The following is a 13,513-nucleotide window of genomic DNA, read 5'->3' as shown; positions in this document are numbered from 1 at the left end:
GGAAAGATCCTGGATTCCTCCATCTAATAGTTCATCGAATAAGACGAAGAGAATATTATGGTTCGCGGAGTCCCCGCTTTTATTTCCAACGGTGAAATTGATCTTCTGCGGCACCAGCCGGCCTTAAAGTAATCTTAAGAATATATATCAAGATTGATATATTCAAAACAAACGTATCCGGTATTTCTCAATGGGTACCACCTTAAAATTATGCCGTCGGTCTCCAGGTACTTATCTGATTCATAGAATATAGCAAGCCAAACCAAAATTACCGGCAGGATTATAAAAGAATCAAATAATAGACATAACCATTTATGATAGTCTGGATCCCAAAGATTAAACTGAAGCTGGTAACGAAAAGAGTAAAAAAAGCAAGGATAAAAAGAATCACGTTGGTAACATTCCCCTCTATTTTATCCTCAATGAAAAAATTTATCCCAGATCTTTGTCTAGCCAGTGCTTTTCCAAATTCAAGAATAAATTTTTCCATAACCACTAACACTTCAGGCTATTAAATATAGCTAAAAGAAATAGGAGTTTAAAAAATTCAGCATTGAAGAGGTAACTTAAAGTAAAAAAAATAGAAATAAATCTCCCTATTACCTTTGCTAGACCATAATGCTAAAGATTATTCAATCCAAAATTTTATTCCACACTATCAAGCTTATTCAAATCATTTTCGGTTGCTTTCTTTATGCTAATGGCCAAACCACCTCCTCGGGCTATAAAATTATCTAATACAGTTTCCGAGGTTATAAGAACTTTTTAAATGGTATAACTTTGAGGCTATTTATCCCAGCTAGCGTCTTTCTTATCAGCATAAATGGTTACTACAAACTCTTCTCCTTCCGGTAAAAAGCTAAAATCAAATGTGGCTTCCCTTTCATTTTCATCTGTCATACTTCCTACAAACCATTCATTTTTGTACCTTTCTTTTCTGGCAACAGTAACATAATCACCCGGTTCGGCCTCTAAATACCAACTATCGACTGCCACATCCTTGATAAATTGAAAAGCATCAGGGAACCTGTCGTAGTTCTCAGGTAAATCAGCTGCAATTTGTAAAGAATTGTACATGGTTACATCATCAATACAGATAAGGAGCTTGTTTGACCAGTCTGCATTAAACTGGCTGCTCAAATTATCATTGGTGAGATAGGTCAGGTTATTATCGAAAATAGCTTTCAACCATTTTTAGAAAAGTTCTTTTTCCGGTCACCCAAGGTCAAGTAGGCGCTCCCAGGTTAAAAGGTCTTTTGTTCTTATTATTCCTGCATTGGCAACCACTGCGGTGGTATCAGCAGGGGGCATTATGATCTTTTTTTTCCGTACAAAAAACACCGTAGATCCATCCGTCTTCAGCCCGGGTAAGTCGCATATTATAAACGTTAGTGTCCGGGATTTCCACTTGGGGAAGCAGGATGGGTTTCTCCCATAATCGAAAAATATCTACCCCATTTGGACTTTCGGTTATAGCAAAGAAAGATTTCCGGTCATTCCCTTCTACCCATACCGCAACACATAATTAGCTTTCCACTTCATTGCCCCGGGGTTAAATGTAGAATTAATGCCATGCGTTCTAAACCCAGGGGATTGGTACTGGAATTAAAATCCTTCCGCCACTCCAACGGAACATGGCTTCCCGTAAAGATTGGATTTTTATAGCGTTTAAAGATTCCGTTGGAAAAATTCACCGGTTTATTAGGGGTCTCTAGGAGCTCACGATGCTTTTGGAGAAGTTTATCGTAACCGGGGATTTGACCGGGGTGTGTTTTCTGTATCCATAAGTTGATCTTAACGGTTAGTAATATTTGGTTCTTGTTTTATATGGTCCCACCAGTTCTTCTTAATAAAAATGATGCATATGATCAAAATTGCAATACACAGCACCAGGGGTAGGGTTTTATGCAGGATCAGGTATAGCGGAATAACTACCAGTAGGGTTTGCCCGAGGGTGCCCACTATTACATTAACCATGTCCCGGCTAAACCCATTATTCTTAGTGAACTCTGGATCCTCTGCGGTGATCTCACGGTGTATTGGGCCCCAAAAACCCCATGGCCTGGTGTTTTTATAAAAATCCTTGAGCACGGTCCTATCGGTGGGTGGGGCAGAGTAGGTTCCTAGGATACTGCCGGCAATGGAGATAAGCAGAATAATGGGGAAATAATATAAATCTAAGGTATCTGTAAAAATTGGAAAAATCATGGCTGGGATTATTCCGGAAAGCATTCCCCAGAAATAACCTTCCCCATTGAAGCGCCACCAGTGCCATTTTAAAACATTTGACACCACGTAACTTCCGTACAATGCCGAAACGATCCATTGTAAAATGGAATTTACATCCTGTACAAAAAAACCGAGAACAATGCTTATCAGCACCACCACAATTCCACTGGAATAGTTCATCAGTTTAATTTTGGAAGCACTGGCTAACGGGTTTTTATATTTTAAATAGATATCGTTAACAATATAAGCCTGGGCTGCATTCAGGGTACCCGCAAAGGTAGACAAAAATGCTGCCAGCAATCCGGCAAGTAGCAGACCGAACAGACCTACGGGTACAAACTGTTCTATTGCTGCCGGTAAAACCTGTTCAAAATCTATGACTCCTGCCGTGCTAAGTTTTAGGTCTTCGTAAAAAAGGATTCCCAATATAGAAAATCCACCCACCATAAGATACCTGGTAGGAATAAGCGCGGCTATAGAAAACGCACTCATCTTTGCGGCCTCCAGGGGAGATTTTGTCGATAGAATCTTCTGCATATCATAATTTGGGGCAGGCCCTGCAATACTGGAGAGAATACCTTTAAAGACCATAAGCATAAAGAAAATTCCGAAGAGAGAATACCCATCTGAGGCGATTTTGGTATTTACCTCACTTATAATTCCAGACCAGTCCATATTTAGTTTCCAGTCAAAAAATGGATCAAACCATCCCTCGGGTACAGTAAGGGTGTTTTCTTCCATGGCCTGCCAGGCAATTACCGCAATGGCAATAGAAGAAACAGTCATAATTGTATACTGCAGTAGATCTGTCCATACAATTCCAGACATCCCGCCTATTACTGAATAAAACACAGCAAAAAGGGTGAATATTATTCCATAAAAATGAGGAAGGTAAGCAGGTGGAACATCAAATGGAATATAAGTTGAAACGAGGTTCCAGGGAATAAATATTTCTACAAATTTCCCCAAGCCAATGAAGCCATAGGCCAGAAAGCCAAGACAACTTAAAATAGCAAATATAACTATTATGGCATGAGACCGCCGACCACCCCGCCCGTTAGAGAACCTGAACAGGATCCATTCGGCCCCGGTGGTTACATTAGACCTTCTCAACCAGGCCGAGAGATAGACCATAAGAAAGACCTGGTTAAAAACCGGCCAAAGCCACGGGATCCAAATACTTTTAAAGCCATACACAAAGGTGAGGGTAACCAGCCACATGGTACCCGATATATCAAACATACCCGAAGCATTGGAAAGCCCCATCATATACCACGGCAAGCTTTTACCCCCCATTAAATAATCGTCTTTACTTTTTTGAGCTTTTCTTCTAAAAGCCAGACCAATAACTATGGTGCCAATTAGATAAGATAGTATAATAAGGATATCAAGACCCTGTAGCATCAATGGTATGTTAGTTAATAATAATTCTTCGACTCCCTTAAAACCTTCTTGGGCAACATTTCCCTAATAAGAGGCAAAATAATGAGTGGGGAAGGCACTTCACCTAACCAATATCCGGGCAATATCCGAATTTTCCGATAACTTTTTCTCAAAGCTTTTCCCCCACTATCTTCCTAACTTTACCAGAAAGCCGTAACTTCTTGTAGACAAAAGCGATTCCTGCTTTAGTGATACCCTGTTTTCTTTGATTTATAATTGATCTCCATTCAGGATTGTTAATCAGCAAGGTTTATCCTTTAATATTTTGCAGAAATAAAAAAGCACAGACGGTGGTTTGAAGATGAGGAATTTTGATTATTTATTCAAAAAAAAGTATTTTTAATACCATAGAAGAGAAAAATAATTAGGATTAATTAAATCTTATTTTATTTTTAGCCCATAAAATTTAGTAATCCTATTTTTTTAAAAGTTAGTTTTTAGAAAAATTTAAAAATAGCAAGCTTCATTTTATTAACTTTATATGATTTTATCATTTATTGGTAAGATTCTTTCTACCCCAAGTCCTATTCACTATGCATAAAGATATACACCGGGAAATCACACCTTTATCACCTGAGGATAGTTTTCTGGTTTTTGACCGAATTAAGAACGAATTTGATTTTCCTATCCATTTTCATCCGGAGTTTGAACTCAACCTTATAATTAACGGAAAAGGGGTAAGACGAGTAGTGGGAGATAGTATGGAAGAGATAAATAATATTGAACTAGTGCTGGTAGGACCAAATATACCGCACGGATGGCAACTACACAAGTGTACCAGTAACCAAATACACGAGGTTACCGTTCAGTTTAACGAGAATCTCTTTGATTCCAAGTTACTTAGCAGACGTATTATGAAGCCTATTAAAGATATGTTCGAAAGATCTGCCCATGGCATTCTATTTTCAGAAAAAATTACTGCTGAAATAAAACCCAAGTTAACTAGATTATCTAAAATTGATAGTATAGATTATCTTCTACAGCTTATCTCCATACTTCACGATTTGGCAAACTCAAGAAACCAAAGGCTGTTATCTTCTTATACTTCTAACTACAAGGATTTCGAAAACAGTGACAAGATCAAAATAATCTATGATTACGTTCAGGAAAATTATCATAATAAGATCTTACTCTCAGAAATTTCAGAACTGGTAAATATGAGCCAGGTATCTTTTAACCGTTTTATAAAAAAGAGAACCGGAAAAACTTTTATAGAATATATCAATGATACCAGAATTGGTTATGCCTCACGATGGTTAATAGAAAAAGACTTGAGCATTGCCGAGATCGCTTTTAAATGTGGGTTTAATAATATTGCTAATTTCAACCGTGTTTTTAAAAAGTGTAAAGACTGTACCCCAAGCCAGTACCGTGATAAATTTAGTGGAATAAAAAGAGTGCTCTAGATATGATACTTTTAAAAGACATTTCCAGATTTAAGAAGATAAAAAAAGCGCCTGTTCCCAAAGAAACAGACGCTAGCTAACAAATCAACTGTAACACTGCTAACTACACTAAAAAACTTATTCTAATTCTTTAATTTTAATATTTCTCCAAAATACTTTAATGCCACCACCATCGTGGATCTGCAGGGCTATTTTTCCATTAGCATCACCAATTTTCTCATCAGAAAAATCAACCATTTCCTTCCCGTTGAGCCAGGTTTGCACCTTATCACCCTCAACCCTTATCTTCATCTTATTCCAATCCCCATAATTGAGAACATCTTCCTTGTCCTCGGGTTTAATAAGCCATCCTCTCCCGTAGGATTCATAGACACCGCCTGTATGTAAATCTGGGGGTGCAACCTCAACCTGCCAACCTGAAATTTTTGTGCCTTCAATATCTGAGCGGAAAAACACTCCGCTATTTCCATCAGCTTCCTGCAGGAACTCCACCTCCAGTTCAAAATCTTCATACTTCTTTTCGGTCGCCAGGTATCCGTATTGTGCATCCGGGCCGCTTTCGGCAACCAGCAAACCGTCTTCCACATACCATTTTTCGGTACCATACACCTGCCATCCATCAAGGTCCTTTCCATTAAAAAGATTCGCCTCCGATTTACAGCCCACTAAAGTCACCAGGGAAAGGCTTAATAAAATTCCTATATTCTTCATCTTTTATAGTTTTTTGATTTTTATATTTCTAAACCAGGTAAAACTACCATGATCCTGCAGGCCAATTAGTCCGGATTTTGCTTTCCCGTAATCCGGGAAATCTTTCCATTTCCCTTCTTCTTTTCTTTTCTGCCAGTCTTCAGACCAGGGTTCAAACTCAAGGGTTTTCTCGCCATTTAACCAATAGGTAACTTTCTCGTTGGTAAACCTGATCCTGCTGGAATTCCATTCGCCAATTTCTTTTAGATCATCCTCATTATATTCAGGATCATACATTCCATAATCTCCTCCAATTGATTGCCATGACGCAAGTTCCTGAGGAAAACCAAGTTGATCTATAATCTGGTATTCGGGAGCGGCAAAGTAAGGCGCATCATATTTTTCATCCTCTACCACATGGTAAAATACACCACTATTTCCCTCAGGAGAAATCTTCCATTCGAGATAAAGTTCAAATTCTCCAAATTCTTCCTCTCCATAGACTATATCGCCCCCAATATCGCCTCCTTTACCAAGTGACTTCAAGGTGCCATCTTCTATGATCCAACCATCAGGCAAGCCTGCTCTGTCTTCCTCATTGTATGCCCGCCAGCCATCTGCATTTTCGCCATTAAAGAGATACTGCCACTCTTCTTCCTCACTTGATTGTTCTTTCTTTGCTTCTGCTTTTACTTCCGATTCATTTTCTGAATTTTCAGGAGAATTTTTACAGGCCATCAATGCGGAAACCGTAAAGACACTTAAGATTATTTTTTTCATAATTAACATTTATGGTTTTAATAAGTTTTAATAACATGCGGTATTAGTAACAAGAGAAATATGCTTACTATCACTGGACCAACTGGGGACATTGATTGTACCCTGCCCGCCATATATGTAGGCTATAACTCTTGGCTTACCATCATCTACCGGCATTAACCTTAACAGACAATGCTGATAAAACGGATGGTCTCCTGAATCAATTTCCGGAGGGAAAGAGATAAATGCGATCCATTTTCCATCCGGAGAAATATGCGGAAACCAGTCATTATGATTCGGGTTAAAGGTCAGTTGCTCCTGTTCACTTCCATCGGGTTTCATCCTCCACAGATGCATCTTTCCATTACGGTTGGAGTTAAAGAAAATATATTTCCCGTCTGGAGAATACTCTGAGCCGTCGTCCAGGTATTCGGTATCTGTTAACTGAATCTCTTTTTTTGTTTCAATATCAATGCTGTAGATATCCATTTTCCCCTTACGATCTCCGGTAAAAAGAAGGGTTTTATTATCTGGGGAGATCCCATGCAGATAAGAAGCTCCTACTCCATCTTTTGTTATTTTCTCGGGAAGTGTATCTCCTGCAGGGTCCATTATATAAAGGGACGACACCCCTCCATCTTCCTGGTTATGATGACTGATCCCTAATATACTTTCGTCAAAAGAAAAAACGTGATCATTGTTATTACTGGTTGCAAATCCCGTTTCAATTTGCTCCACTCTTTCAGAATTTAAATCAAAGCGGTAAAGGTAACCATTCGAATTATACACCAAGTCCCTATCCTTGTTCACCCAGTTAGGAGCCTGAATGGAATGAGCAGAAGTATATAGAATCTTCCGCTTCCCGGTTTCCACATTCAGCACCTCCAAATTACTTCCAAGATATTCCTGATACTGTTCAAAATCCGGCCCGGCAGGCTTTATGAACCTAACATTACTTACAATAACTTTTCCACTCGCTTCGCTATTTCCAGGGCTAAAGAAAAGGCCTGCGAAGACCTCGTTTTCCAGGTTTTCATTTTCAATTTTTACTGTTGTAAAAGGATCGCCCCATTTCGCTGAAGAAAAATAATAGACATCCCCTCTTCGCTCAAGCTGCAACACATTTACCTGAGGCACGGGAACTTCCTCTAATTTTACAGTTGTATTGGTTATAAGGGAAGCTGTGCCTGAATTATCTACCTGGGCAATAACCTCAGCAGATTTGGAACCCAGATTATCACGAATTATCCATCCGGCAGTTGATCCTGAACCGGTTTCACCTTTAAAGCTTAAATGCGCCCTAAGAATAAAGTCCCCTTGTATGGATTTATATAGATAATGAAATGGGTTAGATTCCACTGGTTTTGCATCTACGGTAAATACAAACAAATATTCCTGCAGATCTGGATTATACTCCAGCTCCCCAATGGGAGAAGTATCCCCGATAGTAACCTCATTCTCAAAATCACCCAGATCTCTTTCGACAGAATCCAAAACTTTATGAATTTGATTTTCATAAGGAATAGCAGCAATTAAAAAGGAAAGTAAAAAGCTTCCGAGGATTAGTTTTTTCATCTGCAGTATTTTAATGACTTATATTACTTTCATCTTCTCCGGATCCCAACCCATAAATTTATCCTGCCGATAACTTTCATTACAAAGCAAAGCCGGAGCAGCAGCCCTGAATCCAAATACCGGGTCTTCTACGACCTGTCCATTAGTTCTTATAGCATGAAAGAAATTAGCAAAATGATCGTAATGAGCCCCTTTATAACCTTTTTCTACCTGGTATAATGTTTCTGAGGGGGGAAGGATCTTTTTACGGTCACTACGTGTTTGATTCTGCTCCTTAGCCTTTTCCTCCATAAAAGGATCATTTGAAGCGGCAACATCATTCTGTTTTAATGTTACATCATCCCAGGTAACATCCATAGAACCTTTACTACCCACAATTTTCAGGTAGGTGCTTCCGCTGGTACCATCAACAAAATTGCATCGCAAAGAAAGATTAAAGGCAGGATGACTATCGGTTTTGGGGTAATCAAACATTCCCAATAGTACATCCGGTACTTCCCTGCCATCGTGCCAGTATCTAAGCCCGCCGGTAGCTGCAACTTTGTTAGGTCCCATGGAACCCGTTATAAAATGAAGGCTGGAAAAAAGATGAACAAATAAATCTCCCGCCATTCCGGTACCATAATCAAGATAATTCCTCCACCGAAAGAACCTTTTTGCATCGAAGGGACGTTCTTCGGTATTGGCAATAAATTTCTGCCAGTCTACAGTTTGAGGGGACGCATCTGGCGGAATTGGATATTGCCAGGCTCCGAAAGGGGAATTTCTTGCCCAGAAACCTTCGGCATAATTTATATCTCCAATTGCACCCTGGGCGAGTAATTGTTTAGCTTTTTCATTCCCCAGGGAAGATAAACCCTGGCTCCCTACCATATGAACTTTACCCGATTTTTTCCAGGCATTGATCAGTTCGTGGCCTTCCTCCACAGAATGCACCATAGGTTTTTCGCAGTAAACATGTTTACCTGCTTTTAATGCATCAATGCTTATTTGTTTATGCCAGTGATCTGGAGTGGCAACTATAACTGCATCGATATCCTCTCTTTTCAGAATATCTTTATAATCTTTAGTTAGAAATATATCTTCACCCCATCGAGTTTTAGAATCTTCCAGTCTTCCTTCATACAGATCACAAACTGCTAGCAACTTAATATTATCGTGTTCCAGTGCTGTTTCGGCATCGGCAACACCCATTCCACCAGCTCCGATTAAAGCCAGCCCCAGGGGTTCAGCACCGAATATATTTGCAGCATTTCTTTGCAGGAACAATGTTTTTTGAGTTTCAGCGGCAAAAGCAGAAGGTATAAAGGCTGCGGCAGCTCCCGCAAGCCCAAGATTCTTCAAAAAAGAACGTCTTTGTTTTTTCATTACTAATAAGTTATCCAGGGATAGGTTAAACCCCTGGTTTGGTTAAGCAAATTTGAATATTAAAGAAGGTGCTAAAAAACACTCTCTTTAAGATAATTGTTGTCTACAAAGTTTAATATCCGGGATTTTGTTGCAGAACCGGTCCGTCTGCCGTGGTACTTAAATCTATTTGTCTTTGTGGAATCGGAAAATATCTATCGTTGGCACTAAAATCTCCACCTCTAACATCAGTAGTGATTTGACCTTCATATTCTATATAATTGTTAAGAACTTCCTCGGCTTCACCCCATCGCACAAGATCAAAGAATCTATGGCCTTCCATTGCTAATTCAATACGTCTTTCATACATGATTACTTCCATCGCCTGTTCTTCGGAAGTAAAGTAACCTTCCGGATATCTTTCTATATTATAATTTGCAGCGTATTCTTGAGAAAAACCATCTAATGGATTTTCCGGGTCCACATAATCTTTAAGCCAATTCTCTGGATTATCGACCATTCTTCCTCTCACCATATTCACATACTCTAATGCAGTAGCTAAATTTCCCGTTCTAGCTTCCGCTTCAGCTGCCATCAGTAGCACATCTGCAAATCTTATTATATTTACATTTATTGCATTTCCGGGCGCCCAAGCACTTTGATCTGAATATGTATCGGCATGATACTGCCAGTAAATGTGTTTTTTAGGAGCATAAGGACCACCAGATGACTGCTCTCTTATCCAATCATAACCCGGGTGATATCCCCAATCATGATATGGTATATCTCTTCTGCCGACCGTCCAATCCAGTCTGGGGTCCAAAGATTGTGTATCTGGTGTAAATGGTTCATCTGAAAGAATCCCCATATCATTCTTAACAGGATTACTATTATAATTATCAATATACGGAAGACCTGTTGATTCCTGAGTACGATAAGAATTTACAAGGTCCTGGGTAGGCTGGTAAAAGCCGCAACATCTAAAAGGACTATTATAAGGATATGCCAGCATTAATGCCTGGTTTGAATTGGCAATTGTATTTGTACCATCGTTAGCTACCATTTGAATAGCGAATACCGATTCAGCGTTATTTTCAAATTCAGCATTAAAGTTATGGTTAAAATTATCTACAAGTCCATAGCTTAATCCATTGGAGGTTACTCCCGAGTTTATCACTTCTGTGAAAACAGTTTTAGCTTGCGGGAATTTTTCCTGGTATAAGTAAGTTTTACCAAGATAAGCCCCGGCAGCCCACTTATTTACACGGCCTACTTCGCCCTGGGTTGCTGGAAGATTATTATAAGCAAACTGAAAATCTTCTTCTATCATAGGCCAAATATCTACATCATTTGGCACGTTGGTGTTTTCAGTAGTTTCATCAATCCATGGTACCATATTGAACATTTTCTTTAGTTCAAAGTAATAATGGCCTCGCAGAAAACGAGCTTGCCCGGCAATATTCGCTTTTGATGCTTCAGAAATACTTTCCGCCTGATTAAGTAAACGTAAAACTGCATTGGCTCTAGTCACTCCTTCATATAAGGCTTTCCATTTTGTGTTAAAAAACCCATTACTTGGATCTACACTGTAAGTTGCTATGGAGTTAATTGGAGGTTGATCTCCTCCGTCACTACCTTTATGGGCATCACCCCCGGTTATATCTCCATATATCCAGTTAGAAGGTGTAGATTCCCAAGCATTACCTCCTCCAAGGGCCAGAACACTACCATTATTCTCATCCTGACCATCCAGGGCACCATAAGCGCCAATTAAAAGCGCATTAATACCTTTCTCATCTGCTAAAACCTCATCACTCAAAGCTCCATAGGCAGGTTTATCTAAAAAATCTTCTGTACAGCTATGGAAGATTCCCACTCCCATCATTAAACAAACTATTGTATATACTATTTTTTTCATATCTGAAATTTTTAATTTATTATCTTATAATGAAAGATTTACACCTAAGATTATTTGTTTAGGAGTTGGATAAGCTCCTTCATCAATTCCAAAGGCCGTAGCAGAACCTGTTAATTCTGGGTCTACTCCGGAATAATTAGTTATCGTAAACAAATTTGCGCCTTGTACATATAATCTTAATCTATCTAATCCTACCTTATCTAAAATTGTGGTTGGCAAGTTATATCCTAATTGAATATTTTTAAGTCTCAGGTATGAGCCATCCTCCACAAAATAGGAGTTCGGCACATTTGCGGTACTAAAACTTCCGCCTGTTTCCTGTATAGGAGCAGATGCATTCTGGTTAGTTGGCGTCCAGGAATCATATAGTGCGGTATAACTCTTAGCTCCATTAAAGGAACTATAGAAATCATGCCACCATTTAACCTGATTCCAGATATCATTTCCATATACTCCATAAAGAAATGCACTTAAGTCCCAATTCTTATAGGTGAATTCCAGGTTAAGACCTCCACTGAAATCCGGGTTAGGATTCCCAAGGAAAGTTCTATCATCACTTGTAATAACGCCATCTCCATTAATGTCTTCATAACGAAAACGACCAACTCCTATATCTGACTGATATTCGGCATCTGGGCTATTTAATGCATTTTGGGCCTCCTGGTTCGCCGCATCAACTTCTTCCTGACTATTCCAGAATCCAACTATATTATAACCATGGAACTGTCCTACAGAGTGTCCCACTGCATTTCTAACAATGCTACTTCCATTAAAACGGCGTGCTTCCTGGTCAAAATAAGAAACCCCATCAGCTATATTTACAATCTCATTTTCAAAAGTTGTAAATGTAAGTGTGGTATTCATTTTTAGTTCTGATGTAAAATCAAAAAAAGCAGTAGCAGACAGGTCTAAACCACTATTTTTCATTTCTGCAATATTAACATAGGGTGCAGTTGATACCCCTGCGGTAGCAGTAAGTTCTGGATTATATAAAAGGTCAACTACATCCTTACGATAATAATCGGCAGAAATCTGAAGTTTACTATTAAATAAATTTGCATCTATTCCAATATTGGCATTAATGTTCTTTTCCCAGCTAGCGTTGGGATTTCCAATTCGTGAACGCAGAAATCCTTCTACAATCGAATTATTAGTTCCATTTATATCATAATAAGAAGATACTCTACTTGCGCCGTAGGTGGTAAAAGCATTGGCAGGATCAACATTATTTTGATTACCCATCACACCATAACCTCCTCTTAGTTTCAGTTCATCAACCCAGGATACGTCGTCCATAAAAGCCTCTTCACTTATTCTCCAGCCAGCACTAACTGCCGGGAACCAACCATGTCTTGGATTGGTAAATCTGGAAGTGGCATCCCTTCTAATTGTGGCTCCCAGCAGATACCTGTCGTTAAAGGTATAATCCAGTCTACCGAATACAGAAAAAAGTGCGTCTTCAGTATAAAAACCAGAGTTGGTCTGTGTTCCGGACCCAGTACTTAAGTTTACATAATCCGGATCAAAAGAATAGTAACCTTGTGTAAGTGCACTAACCGTTTCAAACTGATTATGATAAGCTTCAGTTCCAACTAGAACAGTCACATTATGCAAGTCATTAAAGATATTTTGATATTGGAGGGTGTTAGACCAGGTCCAGTTATATCCAGTAAAGGCATTTTCAGTTAATTGGTTATAAGTGGTATTCTCAGCATTTTCATAGGTTGGATAAGCAAAAACCTGTCCGTTTGTATTTGAATAACTACCACCGAAACTAGTTCTTGCGGTAAATTTTTCCAGGAAATTTAATTCTGCAAAAATATTTCCAAAAATGCGACTGGTTTTACTAAAATTGTTTCTGTTCCGCTCTAAAATAGCTACAGCATTTTGAGAGTTACCTAAAGAAGGAGCCTGGGTACCTGCAAAATTACCTGCAATATCATAAACTGGAATTATAGGCTGAGACCGATAGGCATGGTTAATCGGATTTTCCCCGATTACAGAAATCCTATTGTCGGTAGTAAGTGCATAAGAAATATTTTCACCCACCCTAACCCGCTTTATTCATGAGTAGTTTAGCCAAAGAATTTTTTCAGATTGAATTATAGTTTTTGTTGAATCAGGAAATTTTTTGGTTTGTTTTTCT

At 38.9% G+C, this 13,513-nt stretch carries 9 protein-coding genes; 1 reads left to right on the top strand and 8 read right to left on the bottom strand.

Going from position 1 to position 13,513, the window contains the following annotated elements:
• Positions 1 to 786 precede the first annotated feature (786 nt).
• Both DET49_RS01415 and DET49_RS01410 read right to left on the bottom strand, forming a co-directional pair.
• The gene (locus DET49_RS01415) at positions 787 to 1,188 is read right to left on the bottom strand and encodes a glycoside hydrolase family 97 C-terminal domain-containing protein (protein ID WP_410527955.1); all 402 of its coding nucleotides are present in this window, start codon (positions 1,186 to 1,188) and stop codon (positions 787 to 789) included.
• A 606-nt stretch (positions 1,189 to 1,794) separates the two neighbouring features.
• Complete coding sequence (locus DET49_RS01410) at positions 1,795 to 3,633, bottom strand: sodium:solute symporter family protein (protein WP_133546375.1); 1,839 nt, start codon at positions 3,631 to 3,633, stop codon at positions 1,795 to 1,797.
• Between the two features lie 572 nt (positions 3,634 to 4,205).
• Here DET49_RS01410 and DET49_RS01405 point away from each other — a divergent pair.
• Entirely contained in the window at positions 4,206 to 5,078 is an 873-nt protein-coding gene (locus DET49_RS01405) for an AraC family transcriptional regulator (protein WP_133546374.1), read from the top strand.
• A 117-nt stretch (positions 5,079 to 5,195) separates the two neighbouring features.
• Here DET49_RS01405 and DET49_RS01400 read toward each other — a convergent pair whose 3' ends face one another.
• The 6 genes from DET49_RS01400 to DET49_RS01375 form a co-directional block, all read right to left on the bottom strand.
• Entirely contained in the window at positions 5,196 to 5,789 is a 594-nt protein-coding gene (locus DET49_RS01400; RefSeq protein WP_133546373.1) for a DUF1080 domain-containing protein, read from the bottom strand.
• Positions 5,790 to 5,792: 3 nt separating this feature from the next.
• Positions 5,793 to 6,548: a DUF1080 domain-containing protein gene (locus DET49_RS01395; protein WP_133546372.1), complete on the bottom strand. Its 756-nt coding sequence runs from the start codon at positions 6,546 to 6,548 to the stop codon at positions 5,793 to 5,795.
• Between the two features lie 27 nt (positions 6,549 to 6,575).
• Positions 6,576 to 8,102, bottom strand: a complete 1,527-nt coding sequence (locus tag DET49_RS01390; RefSeq protein ID WP_133546371.1) for a TolB family protein — start codon at positions 8,100 to 8,102, stop codon at positions 6,576 to 6,578.
• A gap of 18 nt (positions 8,103 to 8,120) precedes the next feature.
• Positions 8,121 to 9,470: a Gfo/Idh/MocA family protein gene (locus tag DET49_RS01385; RefSeq protein WP_133546370.1), complete on the bottom strand. Its 1,350-nt coding sequence runs from the start codon at positions 9,468 to 9,470 to the stop codon at positions 8,121 to 8,123.
• A gap of 112 nt (positions 9,471 to 9,582) precedes the next feature.
• The gene (locus DET49_RS01380) at positions 9,583 to 11,367 is read right to left on the bottom strand and encodes a RagB/SusD family nutrient uptake outer membrane protein (RefSeq protein ID WP_133546369.1); all 1,785 of its coding nucleotides are present in this window, start codon (positions 11,365 to 11,367) and stop codon (positions 9,583 to 9,585) included.
• 24 nt (positions 11,368 to 11,391) lie between these two features.
• On the bottom strand, positions 11,392 to 13,416 hold the full coding sequence (locus tag DET49_RS01375) for a SusC/RagA family TonB-linked outer membrane protein (protein ID WP_243729488.1): 2,025 nt from the start codon (positions 13,414 to 13,416) through the stop codon (positions 11,392 to 11,394).
• Positions 13,417 to 13,513 lie beyond the last annotated feature (97 nt).

This window comes from Salegentibacter sp. 24, assembly GCF_004362395.1.
Taxonomy (GTDB): domain Bacteria; phylum Bacteroidota; class Bacteroidia; order Flavobacteriales; family Flavobacteriaceae; genus Salegentibacter.
The sequence above is the reverse complement of the archived record's forward strand: the minus strand, read 5'-3'. Positions and strand labels throughout refer to the sequence as shown.

Bases quoted from the DNA above. Each gene is read 5' to 3' on its own strand.
- DET49_RS01410 (WP_133546375.1), bottom strand. From the start codon at position 3,633: ATGCTACAGGGTCTTGATATCCTTATTATACTATCTTATCTAATTGGC.
- DET49_RS01405 (WP_133546374.1), top strand. From the start codon at position 4,206: ATGCATAAAGATATACACCGGGAAATCACACCTTTATCACCTGAGGAT.
- DET49_RS01400 (WP_133546373.1), bottom strand. From the start codon at position 5,789: ATGAAGAATATAGGAATTTTATTAAGCCTTTCCCTGGTGACTTTAGTG.
- DET49_RS01395 (WP_133546372.1), bottom strand. From the start codon at position 6,548: ATGAAAAAAATAATCTTAAGTGTCTTTACGGTTTCCGCATTGATGGCC.
- DET49_RS01390 (WP_133546371.1), bottom strand. From the start codon at position 8,102: ATGAAAAAACTAATCCTCGGAAGCTTTTTACTTTCCTTTTTAATTGCT.
- DET49_RS01385 (WP_133546370.1), bottom strand. From the start codon at position 9,470: ATGAAAAAACAAAGACGTTCTTTTTTGAAGAATCTTGGGCTTGCGGGA.
- DET49_RS01380 (WP_133546369.1), bottom strand. From the start codon at position 11,367: ATGAAAAAAATAGTATATACAATAGTTTGTTTAATGATGGGAGTGGGA.